A 24,390-nucleotide genomic window follows, 5' to 3' on the forward strand; every position below is an offset into this window, starting at 1 on the left:
AGCGCGATCTGGAGCAGTATGCGTACTCTCTGCCTTCATCGCCACCGCGTTTGCCCAAGACGATGCCGAGGACGACGCACGCGCGCAGTGGCGGAAGGTCACCGGCTTCCTCGATGAAGCGAAGACCTCGTCTACATGTCCTTCTCGCCCAGCATCGGACCAAGCTGCACTCGACCAACCCGATCGAGCGCCTCAACGGCGAGATCAAGCGACGCACCGAGGTGATCGGCATCTTCCCCAATGAGGACGCCATCGGTCGCCTCTTCGGCGCGATCCTGCTCGGGCAGAACGATGAATGGGCCGTCCAGCGCGCTCGCTACATGACGCTGGAAACCATCGCGCCGTTGAGCGATGATCCCACCGTTAGCCTTCCGGCAATTGCCAGCTGACCTGTCCGGCCCCCGCCGGCGAACGCGGTATCGCACCACCAGTTCACTACCTTCAGGGACACGATCACTTTACAGCTTTAATGCGGCTTCGAACACCTCGGAGAATTCGCCAACGGGACGATTGACTCGACCTCAAACATCTGGCCGCGAGCAAAAGAATCCACGATAGGCGCTCCGCTCGTCCGAAACGCTGAGGAAGCCATCTATCACAAAGGTTCAAGAGACAAGATAGTCGCGTCGATTGCCTGTACCAAGACTTACCTGCAACGAGATGGTATGTCCCGGATACCAATTCGATCACCTCAGCAGATCTTTGCCTGGTATCCTGTGTCCATTTATCGAACCAGCCTGAACTCAAGCAGGTGCCAAAGCGGGAACTCACTTGCAAAATGGTAGCCGCGCGGATCGATTTCGGCGAAATAGCTTGCCGGAGTGAGCTCCTGCATGTCGCCAACAACGAAGCCGGCCCGCCAAAACCGTTCGGATCAGCCAAGACAAAGGCGGCACGATCCCGAATGACTTCCTGAGATATTCCGTCACGATGACGAACGGCCGCTCTTCAGCTCCGAGCCAAGGCATCAAATAAAAGACTCCGTGCGGCTCAAGGCTCACGAAAGCGCCTCCGGGCTTCAGGATACGTGCAATATCTGCAAGCAGGACGTTAATGTCGGCTTTCTGACTTGGGAAGAATGGAACGTAATAGAAGAGAAGTGCATCGCTCATGAACACGATATCTGCCGAACCGGTCGGAACACCGTCGAGCCCCCCAGCCTGACCGATCTGCATCTGCTGAAAGCGAGCCCCTTCCCGGGCGTGCTTGCGTGCGACTGCGATATACTCGTCGTTAGGATCGATGCCCAAGACGCTGGCCCCTCGGCTGGCAATGAGATTCGAATACACACCTGTTCCGCAACCGAGATCGACAATCGACATTCCCTTCGCGATGCGTTGCTCAGTGTATTCCTCGAGAAACGCGTTCTGTATCGCGCCGTAAAGCGTATCCCGGCGGACCGACAACTGATCGGACGAAAATTTCTGTCGCATCCACCAGCTAGCCGGATCCTTCTTGCCGATCAGCGCCATGTATTGACCGTGCTGTTGATGGAAATTACCAAAGTTTTGATGGTCGAGAATGTGCCGTTTCGGTCGAAAACGCTTACGATATCCTCCTTCATCGTCGATGATGATACAATGTTTCTTCAACTCATTAAATAGTTCTTGCCAACTAAGGCTCAATTCCTGCCACTGTCGAAGGTCGCGACGAAACCGGCTGGGATCGGCAAGCAGTCCGGCTTCGTTAGAAAAGTATTCGATCTTCCAACAACGGTAAGGTCCATCATCCTCTGTCTCGGCCAAATTCGGCGCGCCCAGTAGGCGAAACACATCACTGCTGATTCCCAAGGCGGTGCGCGAAAAGACGTTCATCGCGATCCATCTGTTGGGATATTCCGCCGTTGATTCCGGCAGAAAAATAACATCCTTCGGAACAATCGGCATCCGAGCTCCCTGACTGTCTGAAATTCGTTCGGCGGCATGTCTTCTGCTTAGACGGTCCCTATCACCGTGCCGAAAGCGCCGATCACGTCATCATCGATGATTGTGCATGGTTAGCACCTTTTTCGACCTGCGAACGACAATTCCTCGTCGAGCGCAACACGGATGACCTCCTCTTCAAGCTACATTGGAAGGATCTGTGCGTACGGAACGTCCGGCGGCACACTAGCTTCGTTTGAAGAGAGCCGGAATACTCTCAGCGCTACAGCCAGCGGCAGATCTCGCCTTCCACCACTGCCGTTCATCTCTGAAGATGACTTCGGGTGCGGCAGGGGGGCCCTTGGCTGTTAGCCAGGGGTTCACCAGAAGTTCTGCCTTTCCAAATGCGAAGTACTCCCGTGCTCCGACGACGTGAATCTCGCCACGTCCGACCGGAGCGACCCGAATAAGAGATCGCTCAGTCGCCTTCTTCTCCAACGCAGCACCGTTTGGCTCGCAATTCGGGACGCGAGGCCGGTAAAAACGTATCCATTCCTCTTCACACTCCAGCCCCCGCTCACGGATAATGCGCCGAATCCGCTTGTCAAAGCGAAACGGCACATTCGCCATCTTTTCGATATAGTGGCAAAAGCCGGCGCTCCACATTCCGAGTCCTAATGTGCATATCAGCCCACCAGCCTTCATAAGATTGTCAAACACACTGCCCACACCGTGAGAATGATTGGAAATGTTTCGCACGAGGATTTGAGCGCCAGGTCCTATCGCCGCCCATGACATTACCGGATCTCGGGACCGCACGGCGATCTTCCGGCTCCGAAACACGTCCGGGAATTCGCCGATCGACGAGGGGGTTGACTCGACCTCATACACTTGACCGCATGAACGATAGCTGTAGGTCGGGACAAGAAGTGTTCCATTCGCCCCGAGCACATCGAGGAAAGTATCTATCACGAAGTTCGACAGCGATGGATAGTTGAATTCGATCGTTTGCGGTAAACCGAGGCGACCGAGACTTACCTGCAACGAGACAATGTCCCCAGCACGGATGCCAGTCGCTTTGATTGCACTCAACAGATCTTCGCGGGTGTAGTGGTAATCAATCATAGCTGCTAACCCAAGCCGTTACTGAAGGAATGTTCATCGCGATCTATTTTGCCACGCGATATCGGCCGCAGCCTCCGACAGGGGAATAACGCCCTTGAACGATCGCCATCAGACGCGCTTTCTCATTCGATCCAGTATGCCTATCAGCCCTCCGACCGTCTGAAATTCGTACGACTGCATATCGTCCGCTGAGAAGGTAACACCGAGCGCAGTCTCAAGCTCATCAACCATCGTGACGATGCCAAGTGAATCAATCAAACCATCATCGAGATAGCGCACTGAAAATGCATCTTCTCCGCTAGGAAGAGGCGACTTCGCATGCCGCACAAAAAACTCACGAACTAGCTTTTCACTTCTCATTGCAGTCTCACTTAAGCTTTTGTCCTCGACAATTCCTATGCAACGGACAGGCGAACCGTCTCCTTCTCGTATCTTCAGCGGCAAGGCGATCAATTCGAATTCGTCCGCTCCCACCGCCCTGAGGTTGGTCATGTATTCGAGCTTGACCACGCCCGCTCCGAGTAAAATCTTGTGCACGGGCGAGTCTCGCTCTGAACCGTGTCCATTCTTCGGATTATCGGCTTGCGGAGTGTCCATTCCCAACAGGCGAACGCCGCGCCTTACCAGCCAACGAGCAACATCTTCCGAGATGTAGGGTTGCTCCGAATAATACTTCAATGTTCCCCAGTGATCAGACCAGTCGAATCTCATGATCAGGCGATCGATGCGCCCATCTGCGACCCGTCCTTCGAGGTCGGAAACCTCAATTTTCTGCAAGGGCTTCGCGTCGGTAAAATTCAGTATTGTTGCAGGACCAACGAAGGGCTCGAGCGGCAGGTCGTCTATCGTCATTCCGCCAGGAATGAAATGTCGCGGCGCGTCTACATGCGTACCGCAATGCGTTCCGATGACGATCCTCCGCGACTCGCGGCCTTCGATCCCGTGCCTACCCAACTGCGTCATTTCAAATGACGACGACCAAGGCACTGGATAAGTCGCCATACCGTCATGTAACGTATATGAAAGATCCACAAACCGTCTCATGATTCTAAACTCCCGTCATCGGCACAGCCGAATGGTTCGACGATGCGAGCACAGCTTCTCTCAAATTCCTTTAGTTGATTGCTCGATCTGCGCAAATTTTGCAGGTTTGAATCATCGATCACATCATCTAGAATCGAGGAGGTTTCCGAAGAACTAAAGCCGCCCGTAGGCACGTCTATTTGTTCGATCGCCTTCATAAACAGCGCTCGTTTCCTAACACACCATGATCCTTTTCCACGTGGAATTGTTGCGGCGCCTGCATTCTTTAAAGAAGATACGTGGCACACTGAACGGCTGGACTCTTCGCGGGCAAACAGAAATGCCCTTTGTCCCGCATCCACACAGACACTCGGGTCTTTGCTACCACAATCACCACCGTCGCGCGGCTCGATCCGGATGGTACGGCCGCTCACGAACTAGCCCCCGTGATGCAATCGCTCCGCGGGCGCTGGATGAGCACCTCTCGTATCGCCTGCTTCCGAGCCTTCCCGAGATTCGTCATCGGAAATGCGTCAAAGGCAACGATCCGGTCTGGCACCATGGATGGCCCCAAAGCGGCAACACAACGCTCACGAAGGCTTACCTCGACATCCTTCAGCTTAATACCGGCGATCGGTATGATCGCCGCAACAACCTCCTCTCCGTAGAACCCATGCGGAATGCCGACCACTGCGGCGTCATTGACGGTTGGATGAAGCATTAGAATCTCCTCGATCTGCCGCGGACTAATATTAACCCCCCCCCGGATAATTAAATCCTTTGCACGCCCCGTAACAAAGACATATCCGTCATTGTCCAAGTGACCGATGTCTCCCGTATCAAACCAGGGTCCGACCTGCGCTGCAGGCGCAGCCGTGTCGAAGTCGACATAGCCAGCGCAGACAAACGGCGTATTGACGAAAATGATGCCATCTTCACCTGGCGTCACCTCCGCGCCCAACTCATCGCGAATGGCGATGCGCACTTCCGGCAAGCACGGCCCCACCGACAGGTCCTTTCGTCCGGCAGTGCCGTCATTTGCCGTAACTAACAACAGTTCAGAAAGGCCATAGCTCTCGGTCACTTCGACGCCATATTTGGCTTCGAACTCGCGCCGTACCTTAGTGGACAGAGCCGCTGTACCGCTAAAGATCCGCATCGATTTCGAGCGGCAGATATCCACGCCCACCGGACTGCGATCCATCCGCGCCAACGTCGCGAGCATCGTCGGCGACAACCAGATGGTGTCTCCACCATGCGCCTTGACCGGTTCCCAGAAGCGGAGCGCGCTTTGCGGCCCAAACTGCGGCGCAATAATAACGGAAGCTTCCGCCGCAAATGCGCTCAAGAGTGTATTTAGAAATCCAGCCATGTAAGACATCGGCATCACGTGCACGAACCGCCGGTCACGGCCAAGCCCAACAGCGCCGTTAAACGAATGAGCGTTGGCAAGCAGGTTGCCGACGCGATGCGCCACGCCCTTCGGTAAACCCATCGTTCCCGAGGTGAAATGAACCGACCAAAGATGATCATCGTCAATCGTGGCCAGATAGCGATCCGGCTCATCTTGGTGTGCATTCTGGAGCGAGAGGTCGGTCACCAACCCGTCGCCACAAATTGTCAGCCTTAGCGAGCGAAATAGCCGCGCTTTGGGACGCAGGTCGGCATCGATAGAAGCTGATCTAACGTCAGTTTCATCCGTGATAAGTGCGGACAAACAAGCGCTATCGAGCACAGAGGTACGATCCCTCTCAGTTAACGAGTTGCTCATAGGAACGATGGTCAAGCCGCCAAGAAGGCACGCAAAATAGACCGTTGCGAAAGTCGAGCCGTTTGGCAGTTGGACTCCGACTCGCCCCCCCCGCTTTATTCCGTGACACTCGAGCTGCGTCACCAGAGAAGCGGATCGGCGAGCCAGCTCTGCATAAGTCGTTACTTCGCCGGTTACGGAGTCCAGCATGTACGTACGTTCCGCATTATCGCTGAAAATGCGAGCGAGCCGCGTAGACCAGGTCTGCATCAGGATTTCTCCGGATCAGAATTCTGTTCAGCGCCGTGATATCGGTCGAGCTGGAATCTGGCCGAGAATGCATCCTTTGGCTCGGCGCTCAGCGCACGCGCCAACTCTTCGACTATGGCGCGTTTGGCGTTGACCTTATCTCTTTCGCACAAAGTGACGATGAGCTTCCGCGGATCAACTCCGAATTTGCATGAAAACTCCCGAATCACGCCCATATAGCTCGAGTGAAACTGTGCATATCCAGCCACGATATCGAGCGAGCTTAACCCGTCGCGCCGATTAAGCGGCTTGATGTATTTCTCGCCGATATCCATAACGCGCAACGGATCGAAGCCGGTGGAAACCCCGAGCCGCTCCATTACCGCGATGAACAACTCGGTGGGCGTATTTCCCGCGCCCCGGCCCATGCCTTGCAGCGACGTGTCGACAATCGCCGCTCCTAGCTCAGCCGCGCGGACTGCATTGGCTACACTCAGACCAAGATTATCGTGCCCATGGAAGCCTATATTGACATCACTGACATCGCGCACTGCGCGGAAGTAGCCTTCCATATCACGCGTTAGCATGCCGCCGGCGGAGTCCACGATATAGACGACGTCTGCGCCATATTGCTGTGATAGCAAGGCATTGCGCGCGAATTCCTTGGGCGTCGCGACGTACGACTTCATGTAGTTGGCGCAGACAAACATGCCGCGCTTCTTTGCCCGCTCGATAAACTCCTTTGAATCGGAAACGTTTGTTACGTCGGTACCTACACGGATGAACTTCATCCCATAGTCAGCGGCCATATCTATTTGTTCGACGGTCGCGACTCCCGGAATGCAGAACATTCCCCACATAGCGTGCTTCAACGCATCGGCGGCGGCGGCCAAATAGGCTTCGTCTGTTTCTGCCGCAGGGGGATATTTTCGCTGCGAGGCTCCAAGGCCGATCCCGTGGCCAAGCTCGATCAGCTCGAAGCCAGCAGCTTCGAGCTCTCCAGCAATGACGGCTATATCGCGCACGGTGAACTGGAAATTGATGACGTAGCTACCATCCCGCAGTGTCGTATCCATTAGGCGCAGACGCTCGGTCATTCCGAGATCCTCTCGACCAAAGGAAACGAATTCTCCAATGACACTCCAGTACCTTCACCAAAAAAGCGATCTACATCAGTAGCGATTCCGTTCATTGTATACTCAGAATGGACTCGGCCATCGTTTCGATCAACAGACCTACCAAAGTTCAAGGTTTTGACCGTCATGAGGAATTGCCTCGATCAAGTTTTCTAAGAACGCTTCACGTGGATGCATCTGTGGTTGATCTGCGCGATCTGCGAGCGGTATTAAACCAGTCGCAGGGAATGCGCGCAGCTACTAGACCTGAGGGTAGTCTCAATCAAGCGACTAAGTTGATTGCCAGCGGAAATCGAATCCGCCGCTCTCGAGGTTCGACGTCAGTCGACCACCACCGCAACGCCGTCACCGGCACATCGTGACCGGCAAGCTTCCAAAGCCGTCAGCGGCATCATTGCAGCGGCGAACTCGGGCCCACCGCCTCGAACCAGATCGTTGGTCCTGTCGTCGAGCCCCCCAAATCGCTGCGCAATCTCGCACTGCTTGGCAGTCTTGCCGCTTTCATGCTGATGAGATTGCGCGATAGGTGCAACGCAAACCCTTCTGTCGAGGTCGGGAGTCCACTTCGCACCCCGAAATGGACACCCCACGGGAGCCAAGAAAAAGGCCCGTCCCCAGGCGGCATCATCCCGAAATCCTATCGGAGCGACTACGAGATCGATGCGAGGACCGGATCCAAGCGCAGCAGCGATGGCTGAGATGCTTTGCGATATCCCCCCAGTTTGGCGTCGAGCAGCGATCAGTTTACAGGCTGAGACCTTAATCTGGAAGTAAGCGTAGCGCTGCAGCCATTTGATTGGCGCTTGACGTCTATTTTGAGCGCGTGGTGCGCCGGCGCGGCTTCCATATGTCGGACAACGCATTGACAGCGGCCTCAAGCGCCTTCCGGTTGACGACGTTGGGATCGAACTGCTCCGGGCCCCAGAGGCGCATGTGTTCGTGCTCCGGATGGGTGGGGTCGCTGATGGCGTCGAGGTATTCGGCATAGCCCGGCGCACCGCCGACATCTTCCGGAGGACAACGGCCGGCGGCCTCGAGCAAGAACGGAAGTCCCTCCGTTGTCGTGTTGTCGAACCACTTTTCAAGCTTGATCACGTGATCCAGCTGTCGCCGAAGTCGTAGAGATAGTGGATCGTCTTCGCGCCGGTCTCCTGAACGATATTGGAGAGCCGCGTCTTGCGGGCATCGATGGGCTGAGGGCCAAAATCTCCATCGGGATCAGGGATACCCCAACGTCCTTCGCCGGCCAGGAACTCGAAGAGATGGCTGTTCGTCCAGCCAAACGCCGCCTGAAGCGTCAGATGCAGCCGATCAAGGCGCAGCGTGAACGGCACGACAAGGCATCGCATCACCTCCGGTTTCACATCCTTGAGGGTCACCTTGATCCGGACCGCGGTCGTGTTCAGGCTCATGCCGCCAGCCTCGGATCGTGTGCATGCATCGTGTAGATCGACGCCCAAGGGAGCAGTTCGTCCAGTCGCGCCGCAGACCAGCCATTAACGAGCTTCGCGAGAACATCAGCAAGCCAGTGCTCGGCACCGACGCCATTGAGCTTACAGGTCTCGATTAACGAAGCCTGGACTGCCCAATTCTCGGCGCCCTCGTCGCAACCGGCAAAAAGGGAGTTCTTGGCGTCGAGCTTGATCGGCCGCATCGCACGCTCGACCGCATTCGTGTCCATCTCGATGCGCCCGTCATCAAGGTAGAGCGTCAGGCCGTCCCAATGACGCAACGCGTAACGCAAGGCCTTCGCCGTGTCGCTCTTCTGTGCAAGGTAATCAAGCTTGGCCTCAAACCACTGCTTCAAGGCTGTAGCCAGAGGTCGGGCATGCGCCTGCCTGCCAGCACGGCGCTCGGCATCCGATCGGCCGCGGAGGGCTTTCTCGACGGCATAGAGCTGGGCGATGCGCTCGAGGGCCTCGCGGGCAACGGGAGCCGGCGCCGGCGAAGCCTCGCGATCGATCTTCACAAACTGGCGCCACAGATGCGACCAGCAAAAGGCGAGCGTGCCGGACAGCGCGTCCGCACGCGTCGTCCGGGTCATGGTCTTGTAGGCCTCACAGCCGTCGCAGTGGATGATGCCGCGATAGCCTTCGAGCAGTCTCAAGCCATGAACGGCGCCGCGGCCCCGTGCATAGGCATAGACCACCCCAGGCGGATCAGGCCCGGCCCACGGCCTCTTATCGCGCGAGAGCGCCCAGAAGTAGCCAGTTTTGGTTCTGCCGCGCCCCGGATCCAGCACCGGCGCCGGGGTCTCATCGACAAAGAGCTTCGAGGAGGTGAGCAGAAGCTCGCGCAGACGATGCCACAAGGGCTTCAATTCCTGGGCGGCATAGCCGACCCAGAAGGCGAGCGTGGAACGGTCCAGCGCTATTCCGTGCGTCGCCAGCATCTGCGCCTGACGATAGAGCGGCAAATGCCAATGATACTTGGCGTCAATTACGTGCGCAACGAGACGCTCGGTGGGCAGTCCCCCCTTGATCAATCGCTCGGGCGCAGCGTGCTGGAGGACGACGCCATGACAGGCGCGGCAGGCCAGCTTGGGCCGGCGGGTCGCAATCACTCGGTATTGCACCGGAACGACGTCGAGCCTCTGGCTCTCATCGTGACCAATCTCAACGAGATTGCCTTTGCAGCACGGGCAACAAGTTTCAGCGGGCATCAGGATCTCGACGATGCGCGGCAAATGCTCCGGGAGCCTGACACGGTTGGCTCTGCGCTCGGCCGTCCTCTTCTCGCAGGTTCTAGGATTGGCGCGATCCTCGGCTGCTTCGAGGGCTCCGACGGCCTCTTCGATGTCCTCCAGAACAAGCTGCAGCTGATTAGCGTCCAGCTTTTCCGAGGACCGACCGAACTGCGCATCTTTTGCAAGCTTGAGCAACCGCTCGAGCCTGGCGCAGCGATCCAGCAGAGCTGCGGCAAAGATACGCAACTCGGCCGGATCGCTCGGCAGCTCATCAGGCAAATCACTCATTGGCCCAAGACTGCCATGCTTCGCGCCCCGATGCAGCGAAGATTTGTATCTTTACGCAAGCGCTTTCGGCTGCGGGATTCGAGGCGCGTGCATGCGCGTCCAATCCATGCCGGCCAGAAGCGCGGACAGCTGGGCGGCATTCATCCGCATCACGCCGGCCACGATGGGAGGCCATTTGAAGCCGCTGCCATCGAGCCGCTTCCAATACATCACAAGGCCGCTGCCATCCCAGACGACAACCGATCGGCGCGCTTCGCACGGAACACCACCGCCACGCCCTTCAACGGGTCATGGCCCAGCGTCTCTTTCGCCAACAGCGCCAAGCCCTCCGCACCCTTTGCTTCCCGAGCGGTATCTACGATGCTCTCTCTGAAATTTTCCGACCCTCGTTCGCGTGGTGACGGCAAATGTTTCGCCTCAAAAGATCGTGAGTGGAGATTGGCCGAATGATACCCGGTTGTCCGCCGCTGAGTTTTATCTGGGAACGGTAGCGTCTCCGCGTCTAGCAGCGACACCGGAGTTTTTGACCACTCAAAACTAGAGTATTGCGCTACTGATCACGTTGCGGGCTGGCTGCGCCGACGTGGTTCTGCAGCAAAAATCGGCGGCCGATTTCCGATCTCCACCATGGCACTGCTCTTCACTGTAGTTATCTGCGCATCCGCGCCAATCCTCCAGCTTTTCGTAGGCGTCCACAAAAAAGCACGCGAAGCTCATGCCCGTCGCTAACTGGTCTGGCGAAATTCATCGCCCAAGTCTCGCTTGATCGCGTCGGCGGCTGTCATCGCAACAGCTGCAAGCGTCTTCTTCTTGCGCACTTCAGGTCCAACTCGCGTAGACGCGCCCGGCCTTGTTCCGGCCGTCCCGTCAACCTTCACGACGCAGCAGGACGCGAATGCGGCGATACCTTTCCTATACGATTTTAGACAGGATCTTGCCGACCAGATAAAGGCCTGATTCAGAGATCACGACTACTGGAGCGAAGCCCGTTCATTGCTTCGGTCGCGAAATGTTCGGACGGATATCTTGAGCGGTCCCGCAGAGGACACCGTCCTCGACAACCGTCTCCAAATACGAACTGCAGAACTGAAACGCATCGGAACCGAGACAATCTGCTGGTCCGCGAACTCTGGCACACGAACTTGAAATGAGTCGAAAAATTGCTGGCTCTTCCGCATAGGACGCTACGATGATCTGAACTCGTGCACTTTTCGTTAGCCCGGCGGCCGTTTTCCTTCAGTTCGGGTCTCCAGTGAAGTATAGGCACCTGAAATAAGGTTGTAGCAGCTACATGCTCTTCCTCGGAGGCACTGGTAATCATCAATCTGCAGGACACCGCGCATCTTGCTAATCAACCTTTGCTCTTCAAACCGGATCAGAGTTTCCGTTATACCGGCACGGCGCAACGCCAAGACCGACGAAAGGTACTCATGAGTCACTGGAAGGACATTAGCGTCAAGGGCATCACGCGCTAGGCAAAGCCAAGATGCGAGCCGCTTCTCGCGATCGTGCCGAACACCGCACAATCCTGTCTGAGCGCAATGCAACGCCAGCGCTTCAGCATACCGATAAAGCTGCTCCTTAACATCGGGTCGTTCATTCGTTATTCGACGCAAATCCTCAACACGGACCCGGTGCGCACTTCCGGCAACAAGTACAATAGCTTGATGGGTCGAAAGATGTGTTCCCAATAGCGCTGATGCGCCGACCGCGCCCCGATACCCGATCGTGGCCACTTCAAGAATGCTTCCCGCCGCGACAATTCTAAGCGAGACGAGACCCGCCTCTATGAAATAGACGTAATCAGGATTTTTTTTCAGCTCTTGCAGAATCATACGTTCCCTCAGGATAATAGGCTCCAGGAAGCCTCCTATTACCGCAAGATCTTGCAGCGAAACTCTCGCCAGAATCGCATTTTTGATAAAGACCTGCGAATTACGTCGCATGATACCGGGCCGATAAAGCATTGGCTGCCGAGCAGGCTGTTCGGAATGCATATCTTCGTCTGCTGCAGTTGTTTCGGCCGCCAATCTGGTAATTGGTGCGGCAGAACACAAATACCATCTTGGGAACGAACTATATCAGATCGGAATTGAGGTGGACGTCGAAAGCGCTGGCCGGATGATTTAAAGGCGCAGCTCGGTGGTGGAAAGCCTCCAGCCGGGCGCAGTCGTGACAGATATCGCGCGCTGCCATGGCTGCCGGTCCCGGCAGGTGCATGACTGACGACACAGGGCACGTTCGGGGCGATTGGCGCGGCCGGCTTCGGCGGATGCACTGTCGTTCGTGCCGTTGGTGTCCGAATCTTCGCTAACGGCAGCTGCGGAGCCTTCCGGATCGCTGGAAGCAGCTGCTGTTACGGTTGAGTTCCTAGGTGCACGGGGTGAGGTGCGGGGAACGCTTGGCCTTCGGTGCTGAGTGATGTGTTTTTGGCGCTCCGACGGACACGTTCATGCTGACGCCACCCGCTGGCCTCATGATTTACGTTGCGGCCCAGCCCGTGGACTTCCAGAAGGGCGCGGATGGCTTGGCGCTCCTCGCGAAGGAGACGCTGGGCCCTGATCCGATGAAGGACGTGGCGGTGTTCTTTCGTACGAAGCGCGCCGACCGTGTGAAGATTGTCCTGGGATGGCAGCGGCCTTGTGATGTATTGGAATCGGCTCGATAGCACCGGCTTCAAATGGCCTCCCGTTGCGGCGGGGGGCATTCGGATGAACGCGGCGCAGCTGTCCGCGCCTGTGGCCGGCATGGATTGGACACGCATGCACGCGCCTCGAATCCCGCAGCCGAAAGCACTTGCGTAGAAAATAAACTCTTCGCTGCATCGAGGGCGCGAAGCACGGCAGACTCGGGCCAATGAGTGATTCGCCTGATGAGCTGCCGAGCGATCCAACCGAGCTGCGTGCCTTTGCGGCGGCTCTGCTGGCGAAATGGACACGAATGCGGTCGAGCGTGCGATGCGACCGATCAAGCTCAATGCCAAGGACGCCCTGTTCGCTGGTTGCGACGAGGGCGCTGAAAATTGGCATTGCTGGGTTCGCTGATCGAGACACGCAAGCTCAATGGCGTCCGTGCCGAGCACTGGCTTGCGGACATCCTCGCAAAGCTCGTCAATGGTTGGCCTGCAGCGCGACTGCATGAGCTGCTTCCCTGGGCATCGACCTATACGATGTGTGCGCAGGATCCGGAGCCGGCGGGAGTCCTCAACACGATCGCTGTCCGGATCAAGGTGACCCTCAAGGACGTGAAACCGGAGGTGATGCGACGCCTCGTCGTCCCCATCACCCTGCGTCTTGATCGGCTGCATCTGACGCTTCAGGCGGCGTTTGGCTGGACGGATAGCCATCTCTTCGAGTTCCGCGCTGGCGAAGGACATTGGGGCATCCCTGATCCCGATGGTGACTTTGGCCCCCAGCCCATCGATGCCCGCAAGGCGCGCCTCTGCGCTATCGTTCGCGAAACCGGTGCCAAAACGAACCGCTATCTCTATGACTTCGGCGACGGCTGGGACCATGTGATCAAGCTCGAAAAATGGTTCGATGACACGCCGACGGACGGTCTTCCGCTCTTGCTCGATGCCATCGGCCGCTGCCCTCCGGAGGAGATGTCGGTGGGCCGACCGGCTATACCGACTACCTAGGAGCGTGTTGTTTTTGACTGGAATCGGGATTCCCAGAAGGGCTAATTTCTGATTCAAACTCCATGCTGGAGCACGGGGGCCAGCATGGATGACGCGCCCCTATTCGGAAGATATTCGCGAAGGAGCTTTGGCGCGGGCTGACGCGGGCGAGACGGTTCGTTCGATTGCAGAAGCGCTACAGATCAGTCCGTCCTGTGTGACGAAGTGGAAGAATCTGAGGCGGGATACCGGGAGCCTGTCGCCAGGCAAGATCGGCGGCCACAAGAAGCGGGTTCTGTCAGATACCAATGCCGACTGGCTGCGCGAGCGCATTCGCTCGGGGCCGTTCACCTTGCGCAAGCTGACACAGCAACTGGCCGCACGCGGGATCAAAACTGACGTGCGAGCGGTGTGGACTTTTGTTCACGTCGAGGGGCTTAGCTTCAAAAAAAGCGATCCATCCCAAAACCAACATGGCGCCGTTGCGCGGCTGGGGGCCCCTGCGGACACCGTCTCCAAGCATCTGCACCTTTCGGCCATTGGAAGACCATGACTTTCATCGCGGCACTGCGCCACGACCGAATCAGCGGCCCCTGGGTCATTGATAGTTCCATCAATGGCGAGCTCTTCACGCTCTATGTCGAGAAGGTGCTGGCGCCCACCCTGACAAGGGCCAGGTCGTCATCCTCGACAACCTCGGCAGTCACAAGGGTAAGCCGGCCCGCGACGCCATCCGCGCCAAGGGAGCGCATCTGCTTTTCTGCCGCCCTACAACCCCGACCTCAATCCGATCGAGCAGGTCTCCGCCAAACTCAAACACCTGATCCGAGCTGCCGAGCCGCGTGACGTCGAAGCAACCTGGCGAAAAGTCGGCGAACTCCTCGATCTCTTCCTCCAGGCAGGAGTGCGCCAACTATCTCAAGAATTCAGGCTATGTTTCCGTATAAAACAGCATGCCTCTAGAGGCCATCAGCGATCCCACCCATCCGGAGCACGAAAATATGCGGTTCTGGGGCTCCGAGCGGTTCGATCCGAACGTCATCATTCGGGCGGCCCTCGACGCCGCCGTCAACGCATTATGAGAAAAGTGGATGCCTCGCCGGCACAAGCTGCGACCAAAACTAGACGTCAAGCGCCAGGGACCGCAGAGCTACGCTTACGGTGGACGGCTACTATTTGTAAGTAGACTCGATTGACGTCGAGGCTGCTTGTGAGGCAGTGTCGCATCCGACTATGCGGTTTGTGCCATTAAGACGATAAAGTGCAAAGCCAGTCAGAAGGCGGTTCAAGACTGCGACGTCCGCTTCCGGCAGCGTACTCAGACCATCAATGCGTTGCGCGGACATCTCGGCGAGTTGAGGATCGTCGCTTCAAAAAGATTAGTGAAGGTTGATACGCTACTCGCATTGTATCCTCGACCACGCCAATGAAAGGGCTCCTACATCCGCACGGAAGGCGGCTTCTGTGCTCTGGAGCAGCTCCGGCCATGGACCGACAGGAATCGAGCAGCTGGAGCGCGACATCGTCGCGGACGTTCGCTCGGTGCCGGTTGACGATAATCCCGGGCGTCGGGCCTGGCGCCACGCTCCAAGCGCTTTGCACCCACCCCAGCCGCCGTCTCGTCGGGAAGGCACTTCGTCGCCTGGATCGGCCTAACGCCCCACATAAACTCGAGCGGCGGAAACGACCGGACTGGCCGCACTTCTGAGATGTGATCCCCAGTTGCGCTTGCTCCTGGTCGCGGGCGTGATTGCGCATGCGCAACGGAGGCGCAGCGCATCGACTCATGAGCGGGCTACTTGAACGTAGGCCGCCAGAGATCGTGGCCATAGCCTCGGCCAAGAAGATGGCGTATATCGGCATGGGTCCTCCTCGCAAAGGGCGGCGCCCGTAATCACTGCCAGCATTCGACAGCCTACCGCCAAGTCGCGACTGAGCAGCCAGAGTATGCAGATTCCCTTTTGTACGATCTCCGGAAAGCTCTCGGATATCACCAACCTCTTTTGCCGGTTCGCCACGGCTTACAAGTAGTACCGTTAGGGCGGAAACCAGTCTCGCCGCTGTGGAGGTCGTCCGTAAGCGTAGCGTTGAGGCCCTTGAGAATTCGCGTACGCTGTCGTGAGAGCACCGCTAGAAGAGTCATCTTCTGCAAGGGTGCTCACAATGGGGAGGCGCCAGTTTGTGAAGATCGATCGCGAGGCTTCGCCGGCGCCGGCTCCCGTTGCCCGCGAGGCCCTCGAGCGCATCGCCCAGCTCTATGCCGTCGAGAAAGCCCTCCGCGGCCGATCGGATGCCGAGCGCCGTGCTGGCAGGCAGGCGCATGCCCGACCTCTGGCTACAGCCTTGAAGCAGTGGTTTGAGGCCAAGCTTGATTACCTTGCACAGAAGAGCGACACGGCGAAGGCCTTGCGTTACGCGTTGCGTCATTGGGACGGCCTGACGCTCTACCTTGATGACGGGCGCATCGAGATGGACACGAATGCGGTCGAGCGTGCGATGCGGCCGATCAAGCTCGACGCCAAGAACTCCCTTTTTGCCGGTTGCGACGAGGGCGCCGAGAATTGGGCAGTCCAGGCTTCGTTAATCGAGACCTGTAAGCTCAATGGCGTCGGTGCCGAGCACTGGCTTGCTGATGTTCTCGCGAAGCTCGTTAATGGCTGGTCTGCGGCGCGACTGGACGAACTGCTCCCTTGGGCGTCGATCTACACGATGCATGCACACGATCCGAGGCTGGCGGCATGAGCCTGAACACGACCGCGGTCCGGATCAAGGTGACCCTCAAGGATGTGAAACCGGAGGTGATGCGATGCCTTGTCGTGCCGTTCACGCTGCGCCTTGATCGGCTGCATCTGACGCTTCAGGCGGCGTTTGGCTGGACGAACAGCCATCTCTTCGAGTTCCTGGCCGGCGAAGGACGTTGGGGTATCCCTGATCCCGATGGAGATTTTGGCCCTCAGCCCATCGATGCCCGCAAGACGCGGCTCTCCAATATCGTTCAGGAGACCGGCGCGAAGACGATCCACTATCTCTACGACTTCGGCGACAGCTGGATCACGTGATCAAGCTTGAAAAGTGGTTCGACAACACGACAACGGAGGGACTTCCGTTCTTGCTCGAGGCCGCCGGCCGTTGTCCTCCGGAAGATGTCGGCGGTGCGCCGGGCTATGCCGAATACCTCGACGCCATCAGCGACCCCACCCATCCGGAGCACGAACACATGCGCCTCTGGGGCCCGGAGCAGTTCGATCCCAACGTCGTCGACCGGAAGGCGCTTGAGGCCGCTGTCAATGCGTTGTCCGACATATGGAAGCCGCGCCGGCGCACCACGCGCTCAAAATGGACGTCAAGCGCCAATCAAATGGGCCTAGAGCTACGCTTACGGTCGTCCGAAGTCGTTGTCGGGAACTTGACGCGCGTCGCAAAGCCAACAGGCGCCAGTTCGAAAACGCAAGCGCTATCAAGCATCCACGTTTGGCATGCGACTTGCCATTTTCACACGCAACGGATTCGGGAAAATCATGGATGAGCCACAACAAGATGACGGATAAAGAAGCGATCATGGCGCATTCTAGGATCGGAAGAGTCAGAAAGAATTAGGCCCGACCAATGAAACTGTGGCGGCCCCGGCCCGATCCTATGATCAGTAACGTTGGCCGAGCCGAAACATATGCCGCGAACGTGCCTCGCCCGTATCTTTCCATCGACGATCCATCTCGGTCGCTGGCTTGCCTGCCAGAATCGACTCGCAACTGACCGAGTCCACGACCCAAAGCAGTTAGCGTTGATCTGCTAGACGATTAACAACTAGCACCTGAGCACAATTCATTAACCTTCACCGTAAGAGGAGACGAAGAGTTGCGTTTTGCGAGATCAAGAGTCCTGTTATTCGCCCCGTTGCTCATATTTGTCGGGTTTTCGCTTCCGACGTTTGCACAAGCCGAGCCTCCCCTTCTCACCTCGATGCGCAAAGCCGGCGAAGCCAAGGTGGCGCTGGGCTTGGTTCCCCCTTGGGCGGCCATGTCGCCGAGCGGACAAGTGACGGGGTACATTGTCGAGCTGACGGACCTTGCGCTCAAGGGCATGGGCGCTCCAGCGCTTTCACCGGTGCTCACGGCATGGGAGTTCATGATACCTGGACTGCAGGTGCACCATTTTGAGTTCATTGGGCCTACCCTTGTGATCACCGAAGCTCGCTGCAGAGTAGTTGTATTTTCAGCCCCCGCCATTGCAATGCGTGATGCGTTGTATGTGCTACCGAGAAATCCAAAACATCTAGTAAGCGTCAGCCAGATTGCAAATAGCCCCGGAATTAGACTGGCGGTCGTTATTGGGTCATCTCAGGAGGCGTATGCAGTGAAGCAGGGGCTCAGGCCTGAGCAACTTTTGCGCGTCCCTGATCCTCAGGCCGGTGTTGCGACGGTGATCGGCGCTCGAGCGGATGCGTTTATAGCCGGTCAGTTGAGCATCCCGAATCCGGAGGAGAAAGGCGTCGAGGCGATCGTCGACAAGCAAGCACCGATGAATGGGATTGCCGCGGCATTTCGCAAAGAGGACATAGGTTTCCGGGACGCATTCAATGAGCAGCTCAACTTATTGCGTCGTAATGGTACGATGGAGCAGCTGTACTCCGTGAAGTACGGGGCCTCGAATTGGGAGGCGCTCTCCGGGCTTGTTAAGGCCAGTGACGTCGTGCCGAGTTGTAACTAAGGAGCAACTGCTGTGCACGCTGTGCTGGAGTACTGGCCTTCGCTAGCGCAAGGCCTATGGGTTACCGTCTGGGTAGCGGTCTGCACCATTATCGGTGCAGCAGCCGGTGCGGTCTTCCTTGGCGCGGCGAGGCTTTCAAACGCGCGCGCGTTGCGCGTGGCATCGATTCTCTTCATCGAATTCATTCGTGGCCCCTCCGGACTGGTGCTCCTCTTCTGGGTTTTTTACGTGCTGCCGCTGCTGCCTGGCATGCCGCAGTTGAGCGCCCTCGCGGCGGCGATCCTCGTGCTCTCGCTCGATGGAGCCGTATACGGCGCTGAAATCGTGCGTGCTGGCATTCAGGCCGTGCATCGCGGGCAGAGTGATGCGTGTCATGCGCTTGGGCTAAACAAGATCCAGAGCCTTAGAAAAGTGATTCTGCCGCAGGCGCTTTCGCAGATCGTGCCTGCTTTCGGCAGCTTGGCACGGGACATGGTTAAGTGGACTTCGATCGTGAGCTTCGTCGGCGTGCAGGATGTTCTCTATGTTGCGAACAACATTCGTAGCCAAACGTTCGATACGGTCACCGTCTTTTGCATGCTTGCAGCGATTTACTGGATCCTGTGCCTTGTTTGCGCCATGGCTTTCCGCGCGCTTGAGCAGGTTCTTCCCCTGAACCGTGCGCTGCGAGCCGCTCGCGTCGCTGTAGAGGTTGTGCCCGATGCTCGTGCGCTTGCAGGAACTGCACAATGACTTGGGACTGGAGCTATGCACTGGAGATCATGCCGCGCCTCATGTTGGGCGTTTGGTATACTGTGCTGGTCACAATTGTGAGTTCGACAATTGCGCTAACGGCCGGTTTTCTGCTTGCGATTCTGGAGACTGCGAGCACCAGGCTCGGTCGGGCATTCGTACGTTTTCTACTTGAACTCTTCAGGGGCGTGCCGATTCTTGTTATGCTCTACTTCGCCTTCTATGTCTTGCCGGAATTCGGGGTCACCCTTCCGGCAATGCCAATTGGCATTGGTGTATTAGGTATTGTTTATGCCGCGTTCTGCTCGGAGGTGTACCGAGGCAGTCTGATCACGATCCCACCCGAGCTGCGCGATGCGTGTGTGGCGCTCCATTTGAGCCCATATATCACATGGCGGCGTGTGCTTGGTCCGTTGATGATCAAGCGGGCTATCCCCGCCTTGCTCAACTACGTACTCGCTCTGTTTCGGACATCCGCGTACCTGTTTGCGCTCGGCGTGCCGGTGCTGCTGGGTGAGGCTCAAGTGGCCGGCTATGAAAACTTCCGTTACCTTGAGCCATTCACGCTTGCCGGCGTCATTTACATGGCCATGAACCTGCCGTTCCTCTATCTCCTCTCCCGATTCAAGGACAAGCATGTCTAGCATCATGGAATTTAGCCAAGCAGGCCCCTTCGTGCCACCGACCGCCGCAGCCTCTAACGCGATGGAGACAGACGCGTCCGCTCCCAGCTCGCAACAGGCTGTGTGGTCTATCGAATTCGAGAAAGTCTCGAAGTCCTTCGGTGCTAACCGCGTGCTGGTCGATCTGGACCTGCAAGTGCGCCCCGGCGAGAAGGTGGCGCTGATCGGCCCAAGCGGTTCAGGAAAGACAACTGTGTTGCGGCTGGCGATGACCCTCGAGAAGCCCACTGGCGGAGATATTCGGGTCTTCGGCCAAAGCATCATTTTCGACGCGGCAGGTAACCCCCTTTCGCGCGCGCAGGAGGCGCGAATCCGCCGTCGGTGCGGCATGGTCTTCCAGCAATTCAATCTGTTTCCGCATTTGACCGTGCTGCAGAACCTTATCCTGGCGCCCACGACCGTCCTGGGCCATTCAAAAGACCAAGTTGCAAAGAGCGCCCTCGAATACCTTCGAATGGTAGGCCTCGAAAGCAAGGTAAATTCCTATCCCGCCCAGCTTTCCGGAGGCCAGCAACAACGCATCGCGATCGCCCGGGCTCTCATATTGAAACCTGAGATACTCCTGCTGGACGAAATCACCTCGGCGCTGGATCCTGAACTCGCCGGAGAAGTTCTCGACGTTGTGCGAGGTGTGGCGCATGAGATGAAGGTGACGCTGCTGATCGTCACGCACGAGATGCGATTCGCACGCGAGGTTTCCGACCGCATAGTCGTTTTCGACGGAGGGCGGATCATCGAGCAGGGCCCGCCCGAGAAGATCTTCAAGGACCCCGACTCTGAGCGCACACGCGCATTCCTGCACTCCGTTCTGAACCATTGAGTCCCGCATCCCATGCAGACAATTTCTGAGCTGCTTCATGCGCGCGCGGAAGATTGTGGCTCGCGCGTCTTCTGTTCGTTTCGAGGACAACGAAGCACATTCAAGCAACTTCTCGACGGTGTCCAAGAGATGGCCGGCGCGCTCACGAGTGCCGGAGTGAAACCCGGCGACCGCGTCGGCTTCATGTTGATCTCCTCGGTTGAGCATATTCAGCTGTTTTTAGCCGCGTCTTGGATAGGTGCGATAGCTGTTCCTTTCAGTATCCACCTGAAGGCAGCAGGGTTAGAGTTACAACTGAACAGCTGCAGGCCACGTGTATTGATTGTCAACCGCGCGTACGCGGCCTCTGTACGGCAGGCCCTATCCCTCGTACCTCATAGGCCCCTACTGGTATGGCTTGAGGATGGCACCCAGGGTAAGGGGGAGCTCGACCTGAATGTGCTTCTGCGCACGAGCTGCGCTTTGCGAACCGCGGCGCCGAGATCCCTCGATGATGCCGTTGCGATCAGCTATACGTCAGGTACGACTGGAGCTCCAAAGGGAGGAGTCCTGTCCGAGGCCTGGTATTGGGTGGGAGCAAAAAATACCGCCATCCTTTCCGAGGCTCACCGCGACGACATCTTTTTCTTATGGGAACCTTTTTATCATATCGCTGCGTGGATGACTGTAATGATGGCGCTACATAAGGGCTTAAGTATCCACATGGTGGAGCGCTTCAGCGCATCACAGCTTTGGGATCAGCTCGCCGAAGCCGGTGCAACTAAGCTACACTATTTAGGCGGTTTGGTGAACATTATGTTGTCGCGACCTCCGGTCGAAAGCGAACGAAACAACAAGATTTCCATCGCGTGGGGAGGAGGTTGCCCGGCGGAGAGCTGGCGTAAACTCGAAGAGCGTTTCGAGCTCAACGTGCGCGAAGGATACGGACTGACCGAGGGGCAGAATTTCACCCACATGAATTTGCGCGGAGTCGTTGGTTCTGTCGGCACTCCTGTAGAGGAGTTCGACAGTTGGCTGATCGACGACGAAGGCAAACGTATCGGTCCGGGAATGGTCGGAGAAATTGTTCTGAGACCGAAGATCGCGGGCGTTACGATGAACAGCTACTTCGGCGAGCCGGAGAAAACAGCGCAAGTGCTGCGCGCCGACGGCTGCGTCTACACCGGCGATACGGCGATGATTGACCGAGACGGCAATTACTTCTTCAAGGGCCGAAAAAAAGATGCGCTGCGGCGCCGCGGCGAAAATGTATCTGCGTGGGAAGTCGAGCGTGTGCTCAACACAGCGCCTGGAGTCGAAGAATCTGCCGTGTTAGGGGTAGACTCACCGCTAGGCGACCAGGACATCCTCGCAGTCATCAAACAGCGTGAGGGCTTTGAGCCAAACCCCCTCGAGATCGCCAAGTTCTGCGCCGAGCGTCTTGCGTACTATCAGGTGCCAAGATACGTTCACTTTGTCGACGAATTTCCACGTGGGCCGACGCAACGCATCAAGAAAGGCGAAATCGCGGTCGATCTCCAGAGCGCATGGGATGCCGAGCAAGCGGGGTACAAGCCGGCGCGAACCGGATAGGGCCAACGCGACGACACTGAGCCAAAGTGTACTCCTGAAGAGCCCGTTTCCGAGATGGGGGCTGATGCCCACGATTCGCAAGCAAAAGAGCTTGGCGTGCGGGCTATCAATAGCAACGGATCTGCATTCGACGAAGAGCCTAAATTCCACTGCAATGAAAATGGGCGCCGGCCAGCGGGAGCTCTTCGCCGCCTTGCCCGAAGTGCCGATACGTATGCCAACTAACCTTGCCGGTAGGGCACGTCGCCTATAGCTCTCCAGGCGGTTGACCGGGTGCTCGCCGAGCCAGCCGCCGTAGAACGAGGGACGGGCCTTATTCGGCAATCGCCTCGAATTATGCTCGCGAACTCCCGCTACTTGCTACTTGAGCAAGGCGCCGAATCGGAGCGTGTCACCGCTGTTCCCTTCGAGATAGATGCGAGCTCCATTCTGGATAGAGCTTAGCCGTGCTACTCCGACCCGATCCGGGCGATCTCCTCGACGTTGAACTCGACGAGCGGAAAGCCGTCGCGCGCCAGCTTGATCGCCGGCTGGGGCAGCTTGCGGGTGCCGTAGTCGTTCGCTAATCCGCATAAGCCGGCGAGACTGCCCGGCGCAGCGACTGCCGGTGGGCCGACGCAGGATCTGCTCGAGTTGCTTAGCACATCGAGAGGGAACTCGCACGGGATACGACTGCATAAGGTTGAGCGAACGCATGCGACGTTTACCTGGAGACGTAGCAGATGATCGATCCCTGACCGGCCAGACCCGACACCGCTTGACGAGGTTCAATGCTGCAGCCGTTGTTGCCGCCACGTCGAACGCGCTGCCGCGGCCGCTCAAAAGCGCGGGCGCCCGTGACCGTTGCACCGCTAAGAAACATCATTCCGCGCAGATTGCGCCGCCGCACGCCGAGCACTTTCCAATCTCCATTGGCAAGCTTTGTACGCTTCAATTCCAATCCGGTCTTGATCAGTGCGAAGTTGGTATTGGCCTCTGCGGAAACCTTTGCTCACAATGCATCGAGGTAACAAATCCGGCATCTAATGAGCGACCGAGTACTTGTGGGGGGGGGGGGGGGGCGAGCACTATCAGTGCGCTTCGCTCATCTCCAAAGCTTGCGGTGAAATTGACGCCAGTGATCGTATCGTGCGGCGACGCTCACGAGAGTCCGGAGCTTAACAATAGCGACCTAAGGGGAGGGTTCGTGACAGAGCAATCGCGTCCAAGGCGGAAGGAGATCGATCTGCGTTCCGCCGCCAAGAACGTCACGCTGCTGGTGATGCTGGTAACAGCCGCGGGCTCCTCATTCCCAGTGCTTGCGCAAACCGAGGGCGCGCTTCTTTCCTCAATAAAGAAATCTGGCTCAGTTAAGGTGGTGCGCGGCTTGGCAGCCCCCGTAGTGGGCGTGTCGCCGGAGGGCCAGGCGAGCAGCTATTTTGTTGATCTTGTGCTCAAACGTCTTGGTCTGCCACCGCTGGCACCAGTGCTGATGGCGTGGAACGCACAGGCCCCTGCGCTGCGAGGCCACCAAGTTGACCTTGTGGATGTCGCTTCGAATACCGACGAGCCTGCAAGGCGGTGGGCAAGTTCGGCGTCCTTTTTCATCAAACAGCGACCGCTGTATGTCCTTCCGGAAAATCCGAAGCAGGTGACGAGCGTCTCGCAAATTGCTCGCAGCCCGAGATCAACTTAGCGGTCGTGGCGGGATCAACTCAGGAAGTGTACGCGAAAACGAAGGAAATCAAGTCCGATGCGGTCGAGCGGACGCATTTCAAATGAGGCATTCAGTATCTCCAATGAGCGGGGAGGACTCAAAGAGATCCTCGAGGAGCAATTGCTATTTAGGGGGGGCATAAAGAGGACGTGCGTTTCCGTGATGCATTCGAAAGCTAACTCAATGAGTTGCGTAGCAATGGCGCAATGAGGGGAGCTGTGCGTAGTGAAGTATGGGATTCACGAAGGGGAATGGCACGCAGAGTTCACTAAAGCGGAGGACCCTCGACCCAAGACGTAAATGGATGAACAGTTGTTGCAAAGATTGTGGGGTGCGAACGGTCCGCTGCATGTGCGAGTAAATCTCGACCGAAAGGATTACACTTCGTCGGCGCCCATCTGTTGCTAAGCTAGGTGGCTCCCGCGAGGAATTGAGAAGGATG

The 24,390-nt window shown here is 57.5% G+C and carries 18 protein-coding genes and 8 pseudogenes; 14 read left to right on the forward strand and 12 right to left on the reverse strand.

The window, feature by feature from the left end; translation table 11 throughout:
* Nucleotides 1-22 precede the first annotated feature (22 nt).
* A pseudogene (locus tag ACVIHF_RS02775) lies at nt 23-389 on the forward strand (transposase); the annotation flags it as partial.
* A gap of 378 nt (nt 390-767) precedes the next feature.
* Here the strand turns inward: ACVIHF_RS02775 and ACVIHF_RS02780 are convergent.
* From ACVIHF_RS02780 to ACVIHF_RS02825, 10 genes and pseudogenes are all read right to left on the reverse strand, one after another.
* On the reverse strand, nt 768-1,886 hold the full coding sequence (locus ACVIHF_RS02780) for a class I SAM-dependent methyltransferase (RefSeq protein ID WP_456791539.1): 1,119 nt from the start codon (nt 1,884-1,886) through the stop codon (nt 768-770).
* A gap of 222 nt (nt 1,887-2,108) precedes the next feature.
* Nucleotides 2,109-2,987: an AAC(3) family N-acetyltransferase gene (locus ACVIHF_RS02785; protein ID WP_456791540.1), complete on the reverse strand. Its 879-nt coding sequence runs from the start codon at nt 2,985-2,987 to the stop codon at nt 2,109-2,111.
* A 108-nt stretch (nt 2,988-3,095) separates the two neighbouring features.
* Nucleotides 3,096-4,031, reverse strand: a complete 936-nt coding sequence (locus tag ACVIHF_RS02790; protein ID WP_456791541.1) for a cyclase family protein — start codon at nt 4,029-4,031, stop codon at nt 3,096-3,098.
* Entirely contained in the window at nt 4,028-4,444 is a 417-nt protein-coding gene (locus ACVIHF_RS02795; protein WP_456791542.1) for a hypothetical protein, read from the reverse strand. The genes ACVIHF_RS02790 and ACVIHF_RS02795 overlap by 4 nt, the downstream gene beginning before the upstream one ends.
* The gene (locus tag ACVIHF_RS02800) at nt 4,441-6,030 is read right to left on the reverse strand and encodes a class I adenylate-forming enzyme family protein (protein WP_456791543.1); all 1,590 of its coding nucleotides are present in this window, start codon (nt 6,028-6,030) and stop codon (nt 4,441-4,443) included. The genes ACVIHF_RS02795 and ACVIHF_RS02800 overlap by 4 nt, the downstream gene beginning before the upstream one ends.
* A complete protein-coding gene (gene dmpG, locus ACVIHF_RS02805) occupies nt 6,030-7,106 on the reverse strand; it encodes a 4-hydroxy-2-oxovalerate aldolase (RefSeq protein ID WP_456791544.1) in 1,077 nt (358 codons plus the stop codon). Before dmpG ends, ACVIHF_RS02800 begins: the two co-directional genes overlap by 1 nt.
* An 849-nt stretch (nt 7,107-7,955) precedes the next feature.
* Nucleotides 7,956-8,557 (reverse strand): annotated as a pseudogene (locus tag ACVIHF_RS02810) (plasmid pRiA4b ORF-3 family protein).
* Nucleotides 8,554-10,119, reverse strand: coding sequence for an IS66 family transposase (gene tnpC, locus ACVIHF_RS02815; RefSeq protein ID WP_456791545.1), 1,566 nt, complete (start codon nt 10,117-10,119; stop codon nt 8,554-8,556). Before tnpC ends, ACVIHF_RS02810 begins: the two are co-directional and overlap by 4 nt.
* A gap of 51 nt (nt 10,120-10,170) precedes the next feature.
* Nucleotides 10,171-10,347 (reverse strand): annotated as a pseudogene (gene tnpB / locus ACVIHF_RS02820) (IS66 family insertion sequence element accessory protein TnpB); the annotation flags it as partial.
* Between the two features lie 986 nt (nt 10,348-11,333).
* Nucleotides 11,334-12,116, reverse strand: a complete 783-nt coding sequence (locus tag ACVIHF_RS02825) for a Crp/Fnr family transcriptional regulator (RefSeq protein ID WP_456791546.1) — start codon at nt 12,114-12,116, stop codon at nt 11,334-11,336.
* A 479-nt stretch (nt 12,117-12,595) separates the two neighbouring features.
* Here ACVIHF_RS02825 and tnpB (ACVIHF_RS02830) point away from each other — a divergent pair.
* The 12 genes and pseudogenes from tnpB (ACVIHF_RS02830) to ACVIHF_RS02885 all read left to right on the forward strand — a co-directional run bounded on the left by tnpB (ACVIHF_RS02830) (nt 12,596) and on the right by ACVIHF_RS02885 (nt 22,252).
* A pseudogene (tnpB, locus tag ACVIHF_RS02830) lies at nt 12,596-12,923 on the forward strand (IS66 family insertion sequence element accessory protein TnpB).
* A 123-nt stretch (nt 12,924-13,046) separates the two neighbouring features.
* A pseudogene (locus ACVIHF_RS02835) lies at nt 13,047-13,303 on the forward strand (transposase domain-containing protein); the annotation flags it as partial.
* Complete coding sequence (locus ACVIHF_RS02840) at nt 13,289-13,759, forward strand: plasmid pRiA4b ORF-3 family protein (RefSeq protein ID WP_456794055.1); 471 nt, start codon at nt 13,289-13,291, stop codon at nt 13,757-13,759. The pseudogene ACVIHF_RS02835 and the gene ACVIHF_RS02840, both read left to right, overlap by 15 nt.
* Nucleotides 13,760-13,847: 88 nt before the next feature.
* Nucleotides 13,848-14,685: pseudogene (locus ACVIHF_RS02845) on the forward strand (IS630 family transposase).
* 627 nt (nt 14,686-15,312) lie between these two features.
* Complete coding sequence (locus tag ACVIHF_RS02850; RefSeq protein WP_456794056.1) at nt 15,313-15,453, forward strand: transposase; 141 nt, start codon at nt 15,313-15,315, stop codon at nt 15,451-15,453.
* A 454-nt stretch (nt 15,454-15,907) separates the two neighbouring features.
* A pseudogene (locus ACVIHF_RS02855) lies at nt 15,908-16,480 on the forward strand (IS66 family transposase); the annotation flags it as partial.
* Nucleotides 16,477-17,075, forward strand: a pseudogene (locus tag ACVIHF_RS02860) (plasmid pRiA4b ORF-3 family protein); the annotation flags it as partial. The pseudogenes ACVIHF_RS02855 and ACVIHF_RS02860, both read left to right, overlap by 4 nt.
* 518 nt (nt 17,076-17,593) lie before the next feature.
* Entirely contained in the window at nt 17,594-18,445 is an 852-nt protein-coding gene (locus tag ACVIHF_RS02865; protein WP_456791547.1) for a transporter substrate-binding domain-containing protein, read from the forward strand.
* 12 nt (nt 18,446-18,457) lie between these two features.
* Nucleotides 18,458-19,177, forward strand: a complete 720-nt coding sequence (locus tag ACVIHF_RS02870) for an amino acid ABC transporter permease (RefSeq protein ID WP_456791512.1) — start codon at nt 18,458-18,460, stop codon at nt 19,175-19,177.
* Nucleotides 19,174-19,821, forward strand: coding sequence for an amino acid ABC transporter permease (locus ACVIHF_RS02875; RefSeq protein WP_456791511.1), 648 nt, complete (start codon nt 19,174-19,176; stop codon nt 19,819-19,821). Before ACVIHF_RS02870 ends, ACVIHF_RS02875 begins: the two co-directional genes overlap by 4 nt.
* 61 nt (nt 19,822-19,882) lie before the next feature.
* A complete protein-coding gene (locus ACVIHF_RS02880) occupies nt 19,883-20,680 on the forward strand; it encodes an amino acid ABC transporter ATP-binding protein (RefSeq protein ID WP_456794050.1) in 798 nt (265 codons plus the stop codon).
* Between the two features lie 12 nt (nt 20,681-20,692).
* Nucleotides 20,693-22,252, forward strand: coding sequence for an AMP-binding protein (locus ACVIHF_RS02885; RefSeq protein WP_456791548.1), 1,560 nt, complete (start codon nt 20,693-20,695; stop codon nt 22,250-22,252).
* 449 nt (nt 22,253-22,701) lie between these two features.
* Here ACVIHF_RS02885 and ACVIHF_RS02890 read toward each other — a convergent pair whose 3' ends face one another.
* Both ACVIHF_RS02890 and ACVIHF_RS02895 read right to left on the reverse strand, forming a co-directional pair.
* Nucleotides 22,702-22,896 carry a gamma-glutamyltransferase gene (locus ACVIHF_RS02890; RefSeq protein WP_456791549.1) on the reverse strand — a complete coding sequence of 65 codons (195 nt, stop codon included), beginning with the start codon at nt 22,894-22,896 and terminating at the stop codon, nt 22,702-22,704.
* Between the two features lie 59 nt (nt 22,897-22,955).
* Nucleotides 22,956-23,192, reverse strand: a complete 237-nt coding sequence (locus tag ACVIHF_RS02895) for a hypothetical protein (RefSeq protein ID WP_456791550.1) — start codon at nt 23,190-23,192, stop codon at nt 22,956-22,958.
* Nucleotides 23,193-23,438: 246 nt separating this feature from the next.
* On the opposite strand from ACVIHF_RS02895, the gene ACVIHF_RS02900 reads away from it, so the two are divergent.
* Nucleotides 23,439-23,927, forward strand: a complete 489-nt coding sequence (locus ACVIHF_RS02900; RefSeq protein WP_456791551.1) for a hypothetical protein — start codon at nt 23,439-23,441, stop codon at nt 23,925-23,927.
* Nucleotides 23,928-24,390: the final 463 nt, after the last annotated feature.

The sequence above is a fragment of the Bradyrhizobium sp. USDA 4506 genome (assembly GCF_054058795.1).

Coding starts and splice junctions, on each gene's coding strand:
- ACVIHF_RS02780 (WP_456791539.1), bottom strand. CDS start 1,886: ATGCCGATTGTTCCGAAGGATGTTATTTTTCTGCCGGAATCAACGGCG.
- ACVIHF_RS02785 (WP_456791540.1), bottom strand. CDS start 2,987: ATGATTGATTACCACTACACCCGCGAAGATCTGTTGAGTGCAATCAAA.
- ACVIHF_RS02790 (WP_456791541.1), bottom strand. CDS start 4,031: ATGAGACGGTTTGTGGATCTTTCATATACGTTACATGACGGTATGGCG.
- ACVIHF_RS02800 (WP_456791543.1), bottom strand. CDS start 6,030: ATGCAGACCTGGTCTACGCGGCTCGCTCGCATTTTCAGCGATAATGCG.
- dmpG (WP_456791544.1), bottom strand. CDS start 7,106: ATGACCGAGCGTCTGCGCCTAATGGATACGACACTGCGGGATGGTAGC.
- tnpC (WP_456791545.1), bottom strand. CDS start 10,119: ATGAGTGATTTGCCTGATGAGCTGCCGAGCGATCCGGCCGAGTTGCGT.
- ACVIHF_RS02825 (WP_456791546.1), bottom strand. CDS start 12,116: ATGCATTCCGAACAGCCTGCTCGGCAGCCAATGCTTTATCGGCCCGGT.
- ACVIHF_RS02840 (WP_456794055.1), top strand. CDS start 13,289: ATGTGTGCGCAGGATCCGGAGCCGGCGGGAGTCCTCAACACGATCGCT.
- ACVIHF_RS02875 (WP_456791511.1), top strand. CDS start 19,174: ATGACTTGGGACTGGAGCTATGCACTGGAGATCATGCCGCGCCTCATG.
- ACVIHF_RS02880 (WP_456794050.1), top strand. CDS start 19,883: ATGGAGACAGACGCGTCCGCTCCCAGCTCGCAACAGGCTGTGTGGTCT.
- ACVIHF_RS02885 (WP_456791548.1), top strand. CDS start 20,693: ATGCAGACAATTTCTGAGCTGCTTCATGCGCGCGCGGAAGATTGTGGC.